The following is a 17,650-nucleotide window of genomic DNA, read 5'->3' on the forward strand; positions in this document are numbered from 1 at the left end:
TCCATAATATTGTATTATGATCTTATAATCAATCAAAAGGTTAAAAGAATCTTAAAAGGCAGGAAATCAGTAGAATGAAACAAGAATTTGACTTAGAAAGATACATGACAAATGGGGTGGAGAATATCGTAAAAGGGGCATTAAAGGCTTCCCTTTTTAATCCAAAAGAGAGCATCTTCATGGCGAAGTATGCACTCTCCAGCAAGAAATCTGCTGCTATAAGAAGAAGGGCAGAAGAGGCAGGAGAGCACATCCCGGCATTCTTAATTGCCAGTATTACAAGCAAATGCAATTTGCACTGTGCAGGCTGCTATGCAAGAGCCAACCATGCATGTCATGATGAGGAAGAAAAGAAGCAATTGACGGACAAGGAATGGATAGCTGTTTTTGAAGAGGCAAAGGAAATCGGCGTTGGTTTTATTTTACTTGCCGGAGGAGAACCCTTAATCAGAAAAGATGTTATAGAAGCCGCCGCAAATATCCCTGATATCTTATTTCCGGTTTTTACAAATGGAACTCTCATTGGAGAACAATACATAAAACTTTTTGATAAACATAGAAACCTGGTCCCCATATTAAGCATTGAAGGCAGGGAAGAAGTGACGGATACAAGGCGCGGAACAGGGGTATATAAGAAACTCTTCCAATCTATGAAATTATTGCACCAGGAAGGGATTTTATTTGGTGCCTCAGTAACGGTTACAACAGAGAATATAAAAGAAGTTACTTCCCCGGAATTTTTAAACCAACTTTATCAAAAAGGCTGTAAGGTGGTTATATATGTTGAATTCGTACCGGTGAGTGAAGAAGCGCAGGAACTTGCGCCGGGAGAATATGAGAGGGAATACTTAAACACAGCATTAACGGATATCAGAGAACACTATGAGGATATGGTATGTATATCATTTCCGGGAGATGAAAAAACTTCCGGAGGCTGTCTTGCGGCAGGACGAGGATTCTTTCATATCAATTCCCAGGGAGGTGCGGAACCCTGTCCCTTTTCTCCTTATTCCGATATCAATGTACGGGATTCCTCATTAAAAAAAGCCCTGCAATCGAAGCTGTTCGTAAGGCTTAGGGAGGGGAATGTTCTTATGGAAGAGCATGCAGGCGGCTGCGTTCTTTTTGAGAAAAGAGAGCTGGTGGAGGAACTTTTGAATAGTAAAGTCAGAGAGTAAAAAGAGTTTACCTCCAAAACAGTTTATTCTATGTTAAAATGGTACCATAAACGCACATTACATTCAGGAAAGAGGTTAACATGAGATTAGGGATTGCAGGCACCGGTATGATTGTTAAGGAATTCCTTACGATAATACCATTATTAAAAAATATTGAAGTCGCTGCTATCTGCGGCAGGAAGTCAAGTGAAACAAAATTGCAGGAACTGTCGGAGAATTATAGCATTAAAGATGTATTCACCGACTATGATGAATTTTTAAGCAGTTCTATTGATACGGTATATGTTGCGGTGCCCAATAGCCTGCACTTTGAGTACGCAAAAAGAGCACTTGAGGCAAGCAAGAATGTTATTCTGGAAAAGCCTTTTACCTCTACCTATACGGAAGCACTGGAATTGTGCAGGCAGGCAAAAGAAAAGCAGCTTTTTCTCTTTGAGGCAATCACAACACTTTATTTACCCAATTATCAAAAAATCCGTGAGCTGATACCGGTACTTGGAAACATTAAAATTATACAGTGCAACTATTCCCAATATTCCAAAAGGTATGACAGCTTTAAAGAGGGAGTCATCCTTCCGGCTTTTGATGCAGAGCTTTCAGGCGGTGCGTTGATGGACTTAAATATTTATAACATCCATTATATTACAGGACTTTTCGGCAGGCCAAAGAACGTCGAATATTACCCCAATATAGAAAAAGGGATAGACACTTCCGGCATTTTAATATTGGAGTATGATACCTTTCAATGTACCTGCATTGGTGCAAAAGACTGCAAGGCTCCTATTGCCAATAATATTCAGGGGGACAAAGGCTGCATCTGTCAGAATACCCCGGCTAATGTCTGTGAGGGCTTTGAGGTTATCTTAAATAACGGAGAAGTTCAGGCTGTGAATGAAAATTGCTATCCGCACCGCATGGTAAATGAATTTATTGAATTTGAAGCTATGATAACCAAAAAGGATTTTAAGAAATGTTTCCAATTGCTTGAACACAGCCTCACAGTATGCGAAATACAGGCTATCGCCAGAAAAAAGGCTGGAATTATATTTCCGGCTGATTCAATTGTCATATCTTCTGTATTTTAAGATAAGAATTTCTATGGTATAATTAGCCATAATAAAGCATAGGGCACATTTGTGACAGCAGATAGAGACTATGACAAGCATAAGGAAAATAAAGGATAAGCATATGTATAATATTCTGATTGTAGAGGACGATATTACCATAGCCTCCCTCTTAAGGGAAAATCTTATGAAATGGGGATTTGGGGCAGAGGGCGTGAAGGATTTTAACAGGGTGGCAGAGGAGGTTACTGAAATAAAGCCCCATCTGGTGCTTTTGGATATTTCCCTGCCCTATTACAATGGTTTTTACTGGTGCAGTGAGATTCGAAAGAAATCAAAAGTACCAATTATCTTTTTAACTTCCCATACGGAAAATCTGGATTTGGTCATGGCTATGAATATGGGCGGAGATGATTATATTACCAAGCCTTTTTCCATGGATGTACTGATTGTTAAGATACAGGCACTTTTAAGAAGAACTTATGATTATTATGTAGAGAGCAAGACTCTTGAGGTGAGAGGAGTATCTTTGGACCTTTCGGATACCAATCTTAAGTCAGAGGGAAAAGAAGCCGAGCTTACAAAAAATGAATTTAAAATAATGAAGATTTTAATGGAAAATAAAAACAGGGTTGTATTAAGGGAAGAGATCATGGAAGCTTTATGGGACAGTGAATATTTTGTGGACGATAATACCTTAACGGTAAATGTCAACCGTCTTCGCAAGAAGTTAGAGGATATGGGATTAAAGGAGTTCATTCAGACGAAGAAAGGCATGGGGTACCTGATTCATGATTAAAGAATACATTGGCTACCGGCGATTGGCAATTTTTGTACTGCTGATGGTATGGGCCTTTTTTCCATTAACACATTACCTGTATGGACAGCCAATGGCCTCCATTTTTTATTCCTGCATGATACTGACCTTTTTGTGTATAATCTATTTTGCATTTGATTATATGGCATTTTCGAGAAAGAAAAAAAAGATGGAATTCATACTTACGGAGCTCTCCATCGAGCCCAGGGAACTTCCTCTTGCGGACAATTCACTGGAAAGGGATTATCAGGAAATGATTTTGAGCCTTTACCGGGAGATGAAGAAGAATCTTGCTGTTATGGAGACGGAGCACCAGGAGCAGATGGAGTATTATACTATGTGGGTGCATCAGATTAAGACACCCATATCCGCCATGGAACTTTCCCTTAAGAATATAAAAACACCAGAAAGCCGCGTAATTGAAGGAGAACTGTTTAAGATAGAGCAGTATGTGGAAATGGCTCTTCATTATGTGAAGATGAAAAACCTTTCTTCGGATCTTGTAATCAGAGAATATGAGGTATCCGGTATTGTAAAGGCAAGCGTGAAAAAGTATGCCTCTTTGTTTATCAATAAGAAGCTCTCAGTTTCCATTGACCCTGTAACGATGTATGTCAGAACGGACAGCAAGTGGCTTTCCTTCTTGATTGAACAGCTCTTATCCAATGCCATAAAGTACACAAATGAAGGCGGAATTTACGTTCGTTTTGCGAAAAATACACTTATTATCGAGGACACGGGAATCGGCATCCGCGAAGAGGATAAAGAGAGGATATTTGAAAAAGGATATACGGGCTATAATGGAAGAATTGACAAGAAGGCAAGCGGAATCGGCCTTTACCTTGTTAAAAAGGTCTCGGAAAGCCTTGCAATTAAAATACGTATAGAGTCAAAGCTGGGGAAAGGCACAAAGGTTATCTTAAGTTTTCCGGACAGTGAGAAGCTTGATTTTGAATGAATTTCCTAATGTGACAGAATTGTAAGAAAAGAGGTCCCATTTGTAATGTAAATCAATGGCATGGATAGTTTCCCTGATTTATAATTTCTACAGGCTCAAGATAAGCAAATACAGAAATTATAAAAATATTAAATGGAAGTTTGATATTCATGAAAGGGGATAACATGGAATTACTACAGGTACAGAATTTAAAAAAGGTATATAACACCAGACTGGGCGGACAGCAGGTACAGGCCCTTCACAATGTTTCTTTTGACATAGGAAAGGGAGAATTCGTTGCAATCATGGGGGCTTCCGGTTCCGGAAAGACCACACTTTTAAACATCATTGCTTCTTTGGATAAAGCAACCTCAGGAGAAATATTCCTTGAGGGAAAGGGGCTTTCTGTAATAAAGGACAGAGAGCTGTCCGCATTTCGAAGAACGAATTTAGGCTTCGTATTCCAGGATTTTAATCTTCTTGACAATTTCTCGGTAAAGGATAATATCCTTCTTCCGCTGGTACTCTCAGGAGAAGCTATAAAGGTCATGGAAGAAAAGCTTATGCCCCTTGTCAAACGCCTTGGAATTGAAAAGCTGTTAGAGAAGTATCCTTACGAGATATCCGGCGGGGAAAAGCAAAGAACTGCTATGGCAAGAGCGTTTATTACGGGACCGAAGCTGATATTGGCGGATGAGCCTACCGGCGCGCTGGATTCCAAATCTTCTTCTCTGGTGCTTTCCCTGTTTGAAGAATTGAATAAAAATGGGCAGACCATTCTTATGGTAACCCATAGTGCTATGGCTGCCAGTTATGCAAAGAGAGTGCTTTTTATAAAGGATGGGGATTTGTTCAGCCAGGTATATAAGGGAGAGGATTCCAAGAAGGAATTTTTTGATAAGATAGTTTCCACACTTTCCGTATTATCCGAGGGAGGTGCTGACATTGGCTAAGAGCTTTTACTTGCGGATGGCAGCAAACAATTTAAAAAGGGATAAACGGATGTATGTGCCGTTTGCCATTTCTTATATCATCTTTGCGGCTATTTATTTTATGGTAATAACCCTGATGACCACGGACGGGTTAAAAAATGTTCCGGCCGGAGAAAGCCTTCAGTCATTGTTTGCTTTTGGTATGGTTATTATGAGCCTTATGGCAGTCATTTTTTTGGTGTATATCAACAGCTTCCTGATAAAAAGAAGAAAAAAGGAATTCGGACTTTATGGAATTCTAGGGTTGGAAAAACGCCACGTGGGCAGGATAATCTTTGAGGAAAACCTTATCTTAAGTACTCTGTCTCTCATCCTTGGCATTGTATCGGGCTGTGTGTTTGGCAATCTGATATTTCTTTTATTGCTTCATACCCTAAGGGTATCACCGGACAGCCGCTTTTCCCTGCCTTGGCAGGCATTTGCCTATACCGCTGTGCTTTTCTTAGTTGTATTTGTTATCAATACCGCCTTTAATTTTATTCAGGTAAGGCTTGCCAATCCCATAGACCTTCTTAAGGGCGGGAATATCGGGGAGAAGAAAGTGCGTTTTATCTTTCTAAAGTCAATTGCGGGTTTCGTAATGCTTGTGATTGCTTATTATATGGCTAATACCGTAACAAGCGGGGTTGCGGCAATTTCCAAATTCTTTCTGGCAGTACTGCTGGTAATAGCAGGTACTTATTTGCTGTTTCAGGCTGGAAGCCAGTTTGTTTTAAAAATCCTGAAAGGGAGAAAGAATTTTTATTACAAGGCAAAGAACTTTATAGCAGTCTCCGGCATGTTCCAGCGTATGAAACAAAATGCGGCAGGATTAGCAACTATCTGCATCCTTTCTACCATGGTGCTGGTTACAATATCCACCTGCGGCGCGCTTTATATTGGCCAGGAGGATATCCTTCATGAGATAAATCCAAATGATATTACTATTACGGTATGGAGGCCGGTAGATGACGGTCAGATTGAAAGGATTACCGAGACAATAAAGAAGGAAGCCGATAAGAATTCTGTAACAGTTGAAGATATGTACAGGTACCGTTCCTATTCTTCCATGTTATTTTTAATAGACGGAAAGTTATATCCCTATGGAAGCAAGGAAATAGGTAATGGCAATGGTATGTCTAATATGGATTTATTCGGCTATGCAAAAGACATTCAGATTATTCCCTTATCCGATTATCTGTCCGTTACCGGTGATAAGAAGTCCTTGTCAGAAAAAGAAGTTCTTTTTTTGACAGATGAGAAGACGGCTGAAAAGATAAACGTTGATAAGCTTGCCGACAGTTTCACTATCAAAGATACTATAACAAGTTCAAAATTCCTGGAGGGAAAGAACGGAAAAGTTGGTGATATATTCATAGTAACGGCAGACGAAAAGAGCGGAGAGGCACTTATCCGCCAATGGCTTGCAGAATCCACGGAAAATGCTTTTACAAACAAGTTTATCATTAATCTAAAAGGAGATGAAGCTAAACTTTTAGATTTCTCCAGAAATATAGAAAGTCCGGTGACCCTCATTGCAGCAGAAAATGCACAGGGAGAAGCAGGTACAACCAGAGTGGAGGCTATCTATTCACAACGTGTGGAGGGATACAGCGTATATGGCGGATTGCTGTTTTTAGGCATATTTTTTACTGTCATGTTCCTGTCCGCCACGGTACTTATTATCTATTTCAAACAGGTATCGGAGGGCTACGATGACAGAGACAGGTATGTAATACTTCAAAAAGTCGGAATGGATGATATTGAAGTGAAGAGGACGATTAACAGGCAGATTTTGATGGTATTTTTCCTTCCTCTTTTAGCGGCAATGTTCCACGTAGCTGCAGCAAGGCATATGATAATAAAGATGTTAGAGGCATTTTCTTTAACCAATGTCACACTTACAACCTGGTGCATTATAATTTGCAGCATAGTATTTACTCTTATCTATGTCATTGTCTATAAGCTTACTGCAAAAGTATATTATAAAATCATAAAATTTTGACAGATATATTCCTATAATAAAGCAAATTATGTAATAAAATAAATCGGGCCCTGAATACTTAAAATCATAAGAATTCAGGGCTTGTTTCCATGCGTGTATTATTTTTTGGTATTTTGTGTTATAATCTATGCTGTAATATATATTATTACACAACGATTACGAAAAAGGAAAATTGGGTTAAGGAAAGAGGTTATTGTGTACTCATCAAAGGAAATTAGTGTTTTTGATATTATAGGGCCTAATATGATAGGGCCATCCAGTTCCCATACGGCAGGAGCTCTGCGTATTGCAAGGCTGGCTGCCAATATGGTAAAGAAGCCGATAAAGCATGTGACTTTTATTCTGTACGGGTCATTTGCCATGACTTACAAAGGGCATGGTACGGACAGGGCATTGGTTGCGGGAATCTTAGGATATGATACAGAGGATAAGAGAATCAAGGAATCTTTCCGCTATGCAAAAGAAGCAGGTCTTTCTTACGAGTTTCAGACTGACAGAGAGAAAAAAGATGTCCATCCTAATACCGTAGACATATTTATTACGGATGAGGCGAACGAAGAAACAGCAGTCACCGGGATATCGGTAGGCGGCGGAAGAGCGGAAATTAAGAAAATTGATGGTGTGGAGATAGATTTATCGGGAGATTACCATACCGTCGTAATAAAACACAGGGATTTAACCGGTGTGGTAGCTTCTATCACCCATATATTAAGCGAATTTTCTATCAATATCGCTTTTATGAAGCTGTACCGTGAAAATAAAGGAGCCGTTGCCTATTCCATCATTGAAGCAGATGATGCCATAGAAAGCTCGGTGGTTGAGAAAATAGAAGAGCTTCCCAGTGTGTACCAGGCTTTTCTGATCGAGAAGCTGTAAATAAAAGGGAAGGACAAACATAATACAGGAGTTTAAAAGATGGAATTTAAAACAGGCAAAACACTGCTTCAATTATGCAGAGAAAAGAATCTTCCCATATCAGAAATCATGCTGCTTCGGGAAACAGAGATAAGCCAGATGGGCCGTGAAGAAATATATCATAGGATGAGCCATTCCTGGGATATTATGAAGGATGCTGCAAAAGGTGCTTTAAAGGGAGACTTAAAATCCATGGGTGGTTTAATTGGCGGGGAGTCCTTAAAGCTGACTAGCAGGCGGGTATCAGGAGAACCTACTGCCTGCGGGCAATTAGTATCAAAGGCAGTTTCCTATGCCATGGGAGTTCTCGAAGTTAACAGCTCCATGGGATTAATTGTGGCAGCTCCGACAGCAGGTTCCTCGGGAGTGATCCCCGGCACCTTTTTGGCTATTCAGGAGGAATATGGATTTACAGATAAACAGATGGTAATGGCATTATTTACGGCAGGAGCAATTGGTTACCTGATAACATACAATGCCACGATAGCAGGGGCAGAAGGGGGCTGTCAGGCAGAGGTAGGGAGCGCCTCCGCTATGGCAGCAGCGGCGGTAACCGAGCTGTTGGGAGGAAGCGCAGAAGCCTGCTTTCATGCAGCAACCAGTGCCATTTCCAATCTCTTGGGGCTGGTGTGTGACCCGATAGGAGGGCTGGTGGAAGCACCCTGCCAGCAGCGGAATGCCATTGGAGTATCCAATGCAATGATTTGTGCAGAGATAGCCCTAAGTGGCATAAGGAATCTCGTACCCTTTGATGAAGCAGTTGATGTCATGTACCGTGTCGGCAAAGGGCTGCCGGGAGAGCTTAGGGAAACCGCTCTCGGCGGAATGGCTGCCGCCCCCAGCGCCTGTGCATTATGCGGCTTGTGCAATTAAAAAATATCGAGCAATAGCTACAGGAATATAAGAAAGCCTTCTGGCAGAAAAGCAATTCTGCCAGAAGGCTTTCTTATATTTTTTCGTCTTTTTGTATCCGGATGATATTATTCTGAATAATAAGAAATGGATTAAAATGAGATTAAGATTACAAATATATCTTGACATCTAAATAGAAAATGATTATATTTTATTTATCAAATAATATTATACGTCATATAATATTGTAAAATAAAAAAACAGTTCGTTTTATGCTATTAACTGTCCAGGAAGTTTTGGAGGTAAGAATATAAATAATACATTAAAATATAGCAAAGAAGGGGTAATCATCAGTTGTAAAATGAAGAAAGCAGAAAGGGAGAAGTTATCATGGTATTTAATACAGGAGCTGCACTGTTAGATGCAATTGTGCTTGGTATTGTATCCAAGGATAGGGAAGGTACTTATGGTTACAAGATAACCCAGGATATCCGCCAGGTTATTGATATATCGGAATCGACCCTGTATCCGGTGTTAAGGCGTCTCCAGAAGGAGGATTGCCTGGAAGTCTATGATCTCGCCTTTGACGGCAGGAACAGAAGATATTATAAGATTACGGATAAAGGAAAAGCACAGCTAAGGCTTTATATAAAAGAGTGGAAGAATTATTCGGAAAAAATCAACAACATTTTTGTGGGGGTGGAATTCTTATGACTAGAACGGAATTTATGCAGGAGCTAAAGCGGCTGCTGTCCGACATACCGGAAGAAGAGAAAAGAGAAGCAATTGAATTCTATGACAATTATTTTGAAGAAGCAGGAAAAGACGAAGAAGAAAATGTCATCAAAGAATTAGGCTCACCGGCAGAAATTGCCGAAAGCATTAAGAAATCCCTGGAATACGGCAGCAAGGATACCGGATATTTTGCAGAGGATGGATATCACGAAGGCTATAAAGAAAAGGCAAACCTCCCCTCCTTTGAAAGACGTTTTACAGAAGACAGGAACAGGGAAAATAGCAGCAACGAAACATTTAGAGAAAACAGGTTTCCAAAAGAGGAAAAAAAGCAAAAGAAAGGTCCTGCTAATATACTGCTTGTAATCATCCTGGTTTTATTTGCCCTTCCTGTAGGACTTCCCATAGTAATTACGCTAGTCAGCCTGCTTGCTGCTGCCGTTGTTACCGTGGCAGCTATTTGGATTGCTTTTGTGGCAGTATCGGTTTCGCTGCTGATTGTAGGTGTTGTGATCGCAATTGTAGGAGTATTAAATCTTTCAGTGACACCTGCCGTTGGTCTAAGTCTTGCAGGCGGTGGGTTGATTGTTCTTGGAGTTGGTATTCTCTTTACAATTGCTACTGTTTGGATAGCAGGTAAAGCTTTGCCGGCAGTTATTGGCTGGGTAAAGCAAATCTTTGGAAGAATTTTTCGAAGAAGGAGGGCGTACGCATGAGGGTGTTTTTAAAAAATCTGTTCCGTATAGCGGGCGGTACTATTGCAGTCGGAATTGTATTAGTTATCGTCGCACTGGGCATGGATAACAGAGTGTATACAAAATGGCAGAACGTAGACATAAGTTACGGAGATGGCTGGGGCATATGGAATGGAGGCAGCAATTACGGAGAAGAAGTTTCGGCAGAGGATACGGAGGTAAAGGATACGGGCACCGACAATACTTATCCGGTGACCTATCAGAAAGTTAAGAGTCTGGATTTTCACATATTTGCCGGAAAGCTTTATATAAAAGAGGGAGATAAGTTCACTCTTGAGGTCAGGAATGAAGGAAAGAATAGAATAAGCAGTGAAGTTAAGAACGGAATATGGACATTGGAAGAAATAAACACAAAGCAGAAAGCTTCCGGCAAAGAAAACAAGATATCTGTATTTGGAATAGATATCGACCTTGATAATACAGTAAGTAGAAAGGATTTAACGGAAGTGTATGTAACCCTTCCAAAAGGTTTTACTGCGGATAAGATATCATTGTCTGTAGGAGCCGGAACAATTACCGCGGACAGCTTATCTGCTGATACCGGCAGTATTAAAGTAGGAGCCGGAACCTGCAGTATTGATAATCTTACTGTCAAAGACAGCTCCACTTATCAGGTAGATGCCGGGATGTTAGAAATTGAAAAAGGTATTATTAACGAAGGAACACTTACCTGTAATGCCGGAAAAATCGGAGTAGAAGATGGAACAATTCATAACAGTACAATCAGCTGCATGGCAGGTACGATTACTATAGGCGGCAGCATTACAGGGGACAGCAGCATAAGCACCTCTGTCGGAACTATTAATTTAGACCTTAAAGGAAAAGAGGAAGACTATAATTATACCATTGATTGTAATCTCGGCGCTCTGACACTTAATGGTACAAAGTATAACGGTATTAATAAGCATATTACGCAGAAAAATTCTGCCAAAAATAATATGACTCTAAGTTGTGATGTCGGTACAATATCAGTGAATATTGATTGAAAGGTTAAGGCAAGATAACCTTATTAAAGGAAAAAGCTTTTAAAATAAAAATAAAAAATAAAGAGTTGCTGCCGGAACTGACAGAACATGCAGGCAGCAGGAAAGGTGTGGAATATGGAAAATAAAAAATTATACCGTTCAAAAAGAAACAGAATGATAGCAGGTGTTTGCGGAGGACTGGGAGAATATCTAAATGTTGATCCTACTCTTGTAAGACTTATCATGGTACTTTTGGCTTTCTTAGGTGCAACAGCAGGAATCTGGATATATCTGATTGCAGCAATCGTTGTACCCAACGAGGACTGTGAATAAGCGTATTCACGAATAATCATTTTACTTTTGCTGTTTACAGAAGGGGTTAATTATGTTAAAGTATTTTAAAAACCGAATATATGGAATGCTTTAACGGAGGACAAAAAATGCAAAAAATAATTGATATCCTTGGGACGGAAGTAAGGGAGGCTTTTACGGCAAGTGGCTATGAGGAGAAATATGGCTTTGTCACGCTTTCCAACCGGCCTGATTTATGTCAATATCAATGTAATGGTGCCCTGGCGGCTGCGAAGGCTTATAAAAAAGCTCCCCTTGCTATTGCAGGAGAAGTTGTTGCAATATTAAATAACAGTAAAAGCTTTGAGAAGATTGAGGCAGTTGCCCCGGGATTTATTAATATCACATTAAAGAGTGAATTTATAACGGACTATGTAAAACAACTTTCTGCAGACAATCAATTTGGCTGTGAAAAAACGAAAGCACCGAAAACAATTGTAATAGATTACGGCGGAGCCAATGTGGCAAAGCCTCTTCATGTAGGACACTTAAGACCCGCTATTATCGGCGAGAGTATTAAAAGGATTGACCGTTTCCTTGGGCATAATGTTATCGGTGATGTCCATCTTGGCGACTGGGGATTGCAGATTGGCTTGATTATGATGAAAATTAAGATGGATCAGCCTGACCTTGTATACTTTAAAGCGGATTATGAAGGGGAATATCCGTCAGAAGCTCCTTTTACAATAAGTGAGTTAGAGCAGATATATCCGGCTGCCAGTGCTTATTCCAAGGAAAATGAAGAATTCAGGGAAGCAGCAAAAGCAGCGACCGTGGAGCTTCAGAACGGAAATCCAGGATACCGGGCTTTATGGCAGCATATATTGAATGTTTCCATCGAAGACTTAAAAAAGAACTATGATAACCTGTTAGTGGATTTTGACCTTTGGAAAAAGGAAAGTGATGCACAGGGGTATATACCCGGAATGGTGGACTACTTAAAGGAACATAACTTTGCAAGAATCAGTGAAGGTGCTCTCGTTGTGGATGTAAAGGAAGAGACCGATACAAAAGAAATGCCCCCCTGTATGATTCTAAAATCTGACGGCGGCACTCTTTACAATACGACAGACCTTGCTACAATGGTAGAAAGAATGGAATTGTTTAACCCTGATGAGATTCTGTACGTAGTAGATAAGAGGCAGGAACTTTATTTTGAGACAGTATTCCGTTGTGCCAAGAAGACCCTGTTAGTTCCGGAAGAGACGAAACTTACCTTCCTTGGTTTTGGTACCATGAACGGAAAAGACGGCAAGCCCTTTAAGACGAGGGATGGCGGAGTAATGCGCCTTGAAAATCTCATTGAGAATATCAGCAGTGCAGTTCTGGATAAAATGCTTGAGAACCGTGAAATGGACAGGAAAGAAGCAGAGGAAATATCTAAGAAGGTAGGACTTGCCGCATTAAAATACGGAGATTTATCAAACCAGGCTTCCAAGGATTATATCTTTGATTTGGAACGCTTTATCTCCTTTGAGGGAAATACCGGTCCTTATCTGCTTTATACCATAGTACGAATCAAATCCATTATACAAAAGTACGGTAAGGAAATCGCAGCCTTAGAGGCTCTGCTGCCCGGAAATACACAGTCAGAGATAGATTTGATGTTAGAGGCGGCGAAATTTAACGAAGTAGTAGAGGCGGCAGGAAATGAATATGCTCCTCATAAGATTTGCCAGTATCTTTATGGTTTAGCAAATGCATTTAACAGCTTTTACCATGAAAATAAAATATTGGCTGAAGAAAATAAAGAAAAACAAAAGTCTTGGATGGCATTGATTACATTAGTGAAAGGGATTCTTGAAACCGGAATATCCCTGCTTGGATTTGAAGCACCGGAGAGAATGTAAGCAAACCAATGGTATCAGAAGCAGTCTGTGCTAAGACTATGAATAAAATAGCGGATGGGGTTGTTGCATGGTAATTGCAGCAGCCCCAATTTGACAATTATTATCAGAGATTCGTACCACAAGGAGGAAAAGAGAATGTATCAATATGTATCAAAGCTTGTTATTTACCGAAATGCAAAGGAAAGCGGCATCCTGCATGCCTTGTCTGCTATTATAAAAGAGCTGGAGGAAGAACCTGCAGGAGTACTGAAAGAGGAATTAAGGGATAAATACATTACGAAAATCTATGAGCAGATAAATAAGCTTCTGGTACTGGCAACAGAATATGGTTTTGATAAGAATCTTTGGCAGAATTATCTGGCTTTCCTTCTTGCGGCAAGTGAGAATCCCTTTAGCATAAGCTGTGAGAAAAAAGGCATGTTAAACGGAAGCGTAAATACCTTTGCAAAATCTGACCTGAAATTATTTAAGGAATTATTTGATTATGATTTTGGTAAGATAGAAGAAAGATTAGGAATTGAGTGTTTTTCAACAATAACTAACTACAATGCTGTTGAGAAGAGCGAGAAACGCTATAATAAGAGCGTAAGTGACAAGATAAGGCTTTTATCAGAGCAGCTTTCTTTCGCTTTAACAGAAGAGGAACTGCTTTTAGTGGTAACAGACTTTTACCGTGATTATGGTGTAGGTAAATTTGGATTAAATAAAGCCTTTCGCTTGCAGGAAGAGAATGGAAGAATAGAAATCGTGCCGATTCTAAATACCGAAGAAATTCTGCTTTCCGATTTGATCGGATATGAGCTGCAAAAGAAAAAACTGATTGAAAATACCGAGGCTTTTGTAAAGGGTAAAAAGGCGAACAACTGTCTCCTCTACGGTGACAGCGGAACCGGAAAGTCCTCCAGCGTTAAGGCAATACTCAACGAATATTACCAGTCAGGTCTTCGCATTATTGAGATTTATAAGCATCAGTTTCAATATTTATCAGGAATCATTGCAGAAGTCAAAAACAGAAATTATAAGTTTATTATATACATGGATGATTTGTCCTTTGAAGAGTTTGAGATTGAATACAAGTATCTGAAAGCCGTTATTGAGGGGGGATTGGAAACAAGACCTGATAATGTGCTTATTTATGCTACCTCTAACAGAAGGCATCTTATCAGGGAAACCTGGAGTGACCGCTCCGATATGTCCAAGGATGAACTTCATAGAAGTGATACGATGCAGGAGAAATTGTCTTTGGTTGCACGCTTTGGCATCACCATTAATTACTCTGCACCTGCCCAAAAGGAATTTTTTGAGATTGTAAAAGGCCTTGCTTACAAGCAAAAGGGGATTGATTTGACAGAAGAGGAGCTCTTAAAGAAGGCAAATATATGGGAAATGAGCCATGGAGGCCGATCTGGAAGAACTGCCCAGCAATTTATTAATTATCTGCTTGGAATAAAGGAGTAAGTATCCATATATCTTTAGAATGATATTTATTTTCAATTAAGTCCAATAAATGATTGACAAGCAAATGCAAGGAGCATATAATAATATACAAATGATAATGGTTCCCATAATAAAAAAGGAGTGTTGAATATGTCACTAGCATTTGCCGGAATTGGTGAAACAAGAGTAATAATAGATTTTGTAGGCAAGGATGATGTGAAGCGTCATTTACAGGATTTAGGTTTTGTAAAAGGCGAAAGCGTCAAATTAATATCAGAGAATGACAGCGGTTTTATTATTATGGCTAAAGGTGTCAGAGTCGCTATAAATAGGAACCTGGCGACTAAAATTATGGTAGCTTAGGAGGAATATAGAATGACTTTGAGAGATTTAAAGCCAGGCCAGGCCGGTACGGTAATCAGTATTGGAGAGAAAGGGCCTTTAAAGCGCAGAATTATGGATATGGGTATAACGCGCGGTATTGATGTTAAGGTGGTAAAAGTTGCACCTTTGGGGGATCCGATAGAAGTTAACATAAGAGGATATGAATTAAGCATTAGAAAAGACGAGGCGGCACAAATAGAAATCAGTGTCGGCTAAATGCTTTATAACGGGAGGATATTGAGAATGAAAGTTAAAATCGCACTAGCGGGCAATCCGAACAGCGGCAAAACCACTATGTTCAATGACTTGACTGGCAGCTCGCAGTATGTTGGTAACTGGCCGGGTGTTACGGTAGAGAAGAAGGAAGGTGCCCTTAGGGGACAAAAGGACGTTATTATTCAGGATTTACCTGGTATCTATTCGCTCTCACCTTATACACTGGAAGAAGTGGTTGCCAGAAACTATTTGATAACTGAAAAGCCGGATGCCATTATTAATATTGTAGATGCGTCCAATATTGAAAGAAATCTATATCTAAGCACGCAGCTTATGGAACTTGGAATTCCTGTAATAATGGCACTTAATATGATTGATGTTGTTCGTAAGAACGGTGATACCATAGATATTCCAAAGCTAAAAGAGCAGTTAGGATGTGAAATTGTTGAGGCTTCCGCTTTAAAAGGAATCGGTACAAAGGAAGTGGCACAAAAAGCTGTTGAACTGGCAAAGTCAAAAGTGTCGGCTGTTCCAAAACATACTTTTTCTACGGAAGTAGAAGATGCTTTGGCGAAGATAGAAGGTTTGGTGAAAGGTAAGACTGACAGCATCAATGAACGCTGGCTTGCTATAAAGCTTTTGGAACAGGATGAAAAGGTTATGGAAGGCCTTCCGTTGGATGGCGAAACGCTAAAGGCAGTAAAAGACATTGTTCAGGAATGTGAAAGCAAGTTAAAGGATGACGGAGAAAGTATCATAACCAATGAGCGTTACAGCTACATAAGCAAGGTAATGAAGCAAGCAGTGCATAAAAAGAGTGGAACGAAAAGAAGTGCAACGGATAAAATTGATGCCATTGTTACTAACAGATGGCTTGCGCTTCCGATTTTTGCTGTTGTTATGTTCCTTGTTTATTATATATCTATCTCTACTGTCGGAAGTATGGCAACCGACTGGGTCAATGACGTATTATTTGGAGATATTATACCTCCGGCTGTAGGTAATTTCCTTGACTATATTGGAACTGCCGCCTGGCTTAATTCTCTTATTTTAGACGGTATTATTGCCGGTGTTGGTGCTGTTCTTGGCTTCCTGCCGCAGATGATGGTACTTTTCCTCTGTCTGGCATTTCTGGAAGACTGCGGTTATATGGCACGTATTGCTTTTATTATGGACCGTATCTTCCGTAAGTTCGGTTTATCCGGCAAATCCTTCATTCCCATCCTTATTGGAACAGGATGCGGTGTTCCCGGAATCATGGCAACCCGTACTATTGAGAATGAGCACGACCGCAGGATGACAATTATTACGACCACCTTTATTCCCTGCAGTGCAAAACTTCCTATTATTGCACTTATAGCAGGAGCCTTGTTCCCGGGATCTTCCCTTGTTGCTCCTTCCGCTTACTTTGTGGGTATGGCGGCAATCATTGTATCCGGTATTTTATTGAAGAAAACGAAGATGTTTTCAGGCGATCCTTCACCTTTTATTATGGAGCTGCCTTCCTATCATCTTCCGGGCATCAAGAGTATATTAATACATGTATGGGACCGTTCCAAGGCTTTTATCAAAAAGGCTTCCACGATTATCCTTCTTGCAACAGTACTGGTATGGTTTTTAAGTTCCTTTAACTGGAAATTACAGATGGTAGATACAGAGTATTCCATTCTTGCAGCAATTGGAAAGGTGATAGCACCTATCTTCATTCCGTTGGGCTGGGGCAACTGGAAAGCTGCCGTTGCAACGGTAACAGGATTAATTGCAAAGGAAAATGTAGTAGGAACCTTTGGTATTCTCTATGGCTTTGCAGATGTTGCAGAAGATGGCGGCGAGTTCTGGAAGAACCTTCAGGGTGAATTTACGCAGCTTTCTGCTTACAGCTTCCTGATTTTTAATCTCCTTTGTGCTCCCTGCTTTGCTGCTATGGGTGCTGTACGCAGTGAAATGTCATCCGGAAAATGGACGGCTTTCTCCATCGGTTATCAGACGGTATTTGCCTATATTGTTGCAACAATTGTATTCCAGATGGGAAGTTTTATTTCCGGCAACGGTTTTCATGTCGGAACAGCAGTTGGCTTACTTTTGATTATATTACTGGTTTATCTCCTGGTACGTAAACCAAGTGAAGTAAAAGAGAAAAAGGCAAAGGCAGCAGTGTAAATACAGAGAGGACTGTATATAGTTATGTAACTCATTGTTGTTTTGGAATATCAAATCT

Annotated in this window: 17 protein-coding genes; all 17 read left to right on the forward strand. The window is 40.1% G+C overall.

Features of this window, described 5'->3' with window-relative positions:
* Positions 1-74 precede the first annotated feature (74 nt).
* The 17 genes from BUF11_RS03860 to feoB all read left to right on the forward strand — a co-directional run bounded on the left by BUF11_RS03860 (position 75) and on the right by feoB (position 17,592).
* Complete coding sequence (locus BUF11_RS03860; protein WP_073587446.1) at positions 75-1,178, forward strand: radical SAM protein; 1,104 nt, start codon at positions 75-77, stop codon at positions 1,176-1,178.
* A gap of 80 nt (positions 1,179-1,258) precedes the next feature.
* Entirely contained in the window at positions 1,259-2,263 is a 1,005-nt protein-coding gene (locus BUF11_RS03865) for a Gfo/Idh/MocA family protein (protein ID WP_073587447.1), read from the forward strand.
* A gap of 103 nt (positions 2,264-2,366) precedes the next feature.
* On the forward strand, positions 2,367-3,041 hold the full coding sequence (locus BUF11_RS03870; RefSeq protein ID WP_073587917.1) for a response regulator transcription factor: 675 nt from the start codon (positions 2,367-2,369) through the stop codon (positions 3,039-3,041).
* On the forward strand, positions 3,034-4,017 hold the full coding sequence (locus BUF11_RS03875) for a sensor histidine kinase (protein WP_073587448.1): 984 nt from the start codon (positions 3,034-3,036) through the stop codon (positions 4,015-4,017). The genes BUF11_RS03870 and BUF11_RS03875 overlap by 8 nt, the downstream gene beginning before the upstream one ends.
* Positions 4,018-4,181: 164 nt before the next feature.
* The gene (locus tag BUF11_RS03880) at positions 4,182-4,949 is read left to right on the forward strand and encodes an ABC transporter ATP-binding protein (protein WP_073587449.1); all 768 of its coding nucleotides are present in this window, start codon (positions 4,182-4,184) and stop codon (positions 4,947-4,949) included.
* Positions 4,942-6,972 carry an ABC transporter permease gene (locus tag BUF11_RS03885; RefSeq protein ID WP_073587450.1) on the forward strand — a complete coding sequence of 677 codons (2,031 nt, stop codon included), beginning with the start codon at positions 4,942-4,944 and terminating at the stop codon, positions 6,970-6,972. The genes BUF11_RS03880 and BUF11_RS03885 overlap by 8 nt, the downstream gene beginning before the upstream one ends.
* 195 nt (positions 6,973-7,167) lie before the next feature.
* A complete protein-coding gene (gene sdaAB / locus BUF11_RS03890; protein ID WP_278277129.1) occupies positions 7,168-7,848 on the forward strand; it encodes an L-serine ammonia-lyase, iron-sulfur-dependent subunit beta in 681 nt (226 codons plus the stop codon).
* Between the two features lie 39 nt (positions 7,849-7,887).
* Entirely contained in the window at positions 7,888-8,760 is an 873-nt protein-coding gene (gene sdaAA / locus BUF11_RS03895; protein ID WP_073587451.1) for an L-serine ammonia-lyase, iron-sulfur-dependent, subunit alpha, read from the forward strand.
* Positions 8,761-9,129: 369 nt separating this feature from the next.
* Positions 9,130-9,453 (forward strand): PadR family transcriptional regulator, encoded by a 324-nt coding sequence (locus tag BUF11_RS03900; RefSeq protein ID WP_073587452.1) that lies wholly within the window; start codon positions 9,130-9,132, stop codon positions 9,451-9,453.
* Positions 9,450-10,190, forward strand: a complete 741-nt coding sequence (locus BUF11_RS03905) for a DUF1700 domain-containing protein (protein WP_073587453.1) — start codon at positions 9,450-9,452, stop codon at positions 10,188-10,190. The genes BUF11_RS03900 and BUF11_RS03905 overlap by 4 nt, the downstream gene beginning before the upstream one ends.
* Entirely contained in the window at positions 10,187-11,215 is a 1,029-nt protein-coding gene (locus BUF11_RS03910; RefSeq protein WP_073587454.1) for a DUF4097 family beta strand repeat-containing protein, read from the forward strand. Before BUF11_RS03905 ends, BUF11_RS03910 begins: the two co-directional genes overlap by 4 nt.
* Positions 11,216-11,329: 114 nt before the next feature.
* The gene (locus BUF11_RS03915; RefSeq protein ID WP_073587919.1) at positions 11,330-11,527 is read left to right on the forward strand and encodes a PspC domain-containing protein; all 198 of its coding nucleotides are present in this window, start codon (positions 11,330-11,332) and stop codon (positions 11,525-11,527) included.
* Positions 11,528-11,634: 107 nt separating this feature from the next.
* Positions 11,635-13,395: an arginine--tRNA ligase gene (gene argS / locus BUF11_RS03920; protein WP_073587455.1), complete on the forward strand. Its 1,761-nt coding sequence runs from the start codon at positions 11,635-11,637 to the stop codon at positions 13,393-13,395.
* A 135-nt stretch (positions 13,396-13,530) separates the two neighbouring features.
* The gene (locus tag BUF11_RS03925; RefSeq protein WP_073587456.1) at positions 13,531-14,853 is read left to right on the forward strand and encodes an ATP-binding protein; all 1,323 of its coding nucleotides are present in this window, start codon (positions 13,531-13,533) and stop codon (positions 14,851-14,853) included.
* Between the two features lie 129 nt (positions 14,854-14,982).
* A complete protein-coding gene (locus BUF11_RS03930; RefSeq protein WP_073587457.1) occupies positions 14,983-15,195 on the forward strand; it encodes a FeoA family protein in 213 nt (70 codons plus the stop codon).
* 12 nt (positions 15,196-15,207) lie between these two features.
* Complete coding sequence (locus BUF11_RS03935; protein WP_073587458.1) at positions 15,208-15,432, forward strand: FeoA family protein; 225 nt, start codon at positions 15,208-15,210, stop codon at positions 15,430-15,432.
* Positions 15,433-15,459: 27 nt separating this feature from the next.
* Positions 15,460-17,592, forward strand: coding sequence for a ferrous iron transport protein B (gene feoB, locus BUF11_RS03940; RefSeq protein ID WP_073587459.1), 2,133 nt, complete (start codon positions 15,460-15,462; stop codon positions 17,590-17,592).
* The last annotated feature ends 58 nt before the right edge of the window (positions 17,593-17,650 follow it).

The sequence above is a fragment of the Anaerocolumna xylanovorans DSM 12503 genome (assembly GCF_900143645.1).
Lineage (GTDB): Bacteria > Bacillota > Clostridia > Lachnospirales > Lachnospiraceae > Anaerocolumna > Anaerocolumna xylanovorans.

Excerpts from the sequence above, each read along its gene's own strand:
- BUF11_RS03905 (WP_073587453.1), top strand. The coding sequence starts at position 9,450 with ATGACTAGAACGGAATTTATGCAGGAGCTAAAGCGGCTGCTGTCCGAC.
- BUF11_RS03875 (WP_073587448.1), top strand. The coding sequence starts at position 3,034 with ATGATTAAAGAATACATTGGCTACCGGCGATTGGCAATTTTTGTACTG.
- BUF11_RS03910 (WP_073587454.1), top strand. The coding sequence starts at position 10,187 with ATGAGGGTGTTTTTAAAAAATCTGTTCCGTATAGCGGGCGGTACTATT.
- BUF11_RS03865 (WP_073587447.1), top strand. The coding sequence starts at position 1,259 with ATGAGATTAGGGATTGCAGGCACCGGTATGATTGTTAAGGAATTCCTT.
- BUF11_RS03900 (WP_073587452.1), top strand. The coding sequence starts at position 9,130 with ATGGTATTTAATACAGGAGCTGCACTGTTAGATGCAATTGTGCTTGGT.
- sdaAA (WP_073587451.1), top strand. The coding sequence starts at position 7,888 with ATGGAATTTAAAACAGGCAAAACACTGCTTCAATTATGCAGAGAAAAG.
- BUF11_RS03925 (WP_073587456.1), top strand. The coding sequence starts at position 13,531 with ATGTATCAATATGTATCAAAGCTTGTTATTTACCGAAATGCAAAGGAA.
- feoB (WP_073587459.1), top strand. The coding sequence starts at position 15,460 with ATGAAAGTTAAAATCGCACTAGCGGGCAATCCGAACAGCGGCAAAACC.
- BUF11_RS03915 (WP_073587919.1), top strand. The coding sequence starts at position 11,330 with ATGGAAAATAAAAAATTATACCGTTCAAAAAGAAACAGAATGATAGCA.
- BUF11_RS03880 (WP_073587449.1), top strand. The coding sequence starts at position 4,182 with ATGGAATTACTACAGGTACAGAATTTAAAAAAGGTATATAACACCAGA.
- BUF11_RS03870 (WP_073587917.1), top strand. The coding sequence starts at position 2,367 with ATGTATAATATTCTGATTGTAGAGGACGATATTACCATAGCCTCCCTC.
- BUF11_RS03930 (WP_073587457.1), top strand. The coding sequence starts at position 14,983 with ATGTCACTAGCATTTGCCGGAATTGGTGAAACAAGAGTAATAATAGAT.
- BUF11_RS03860 (WP_073587446.1), top strand. The coding sequence starts at position 75 with ATGAAACAAGAATTTGACTTAGAAAGATACATGACAAATGGGGTGGAG.
- argS (WP_073587455.1), top strand. The coding sequence starts at position 11,635 with ATGCAAAAAATAATTGATATCCTTGGGACGGAAGTAAGGGAGGCTTTT.
- BUF11_RS03935 (WP_073587458.1), top strand. The coding sequence starts at position 15,208 with ATGACTTTGAGAGATTTAAAGCCAGGCCAGGCCGGTACGGTAATCAGT.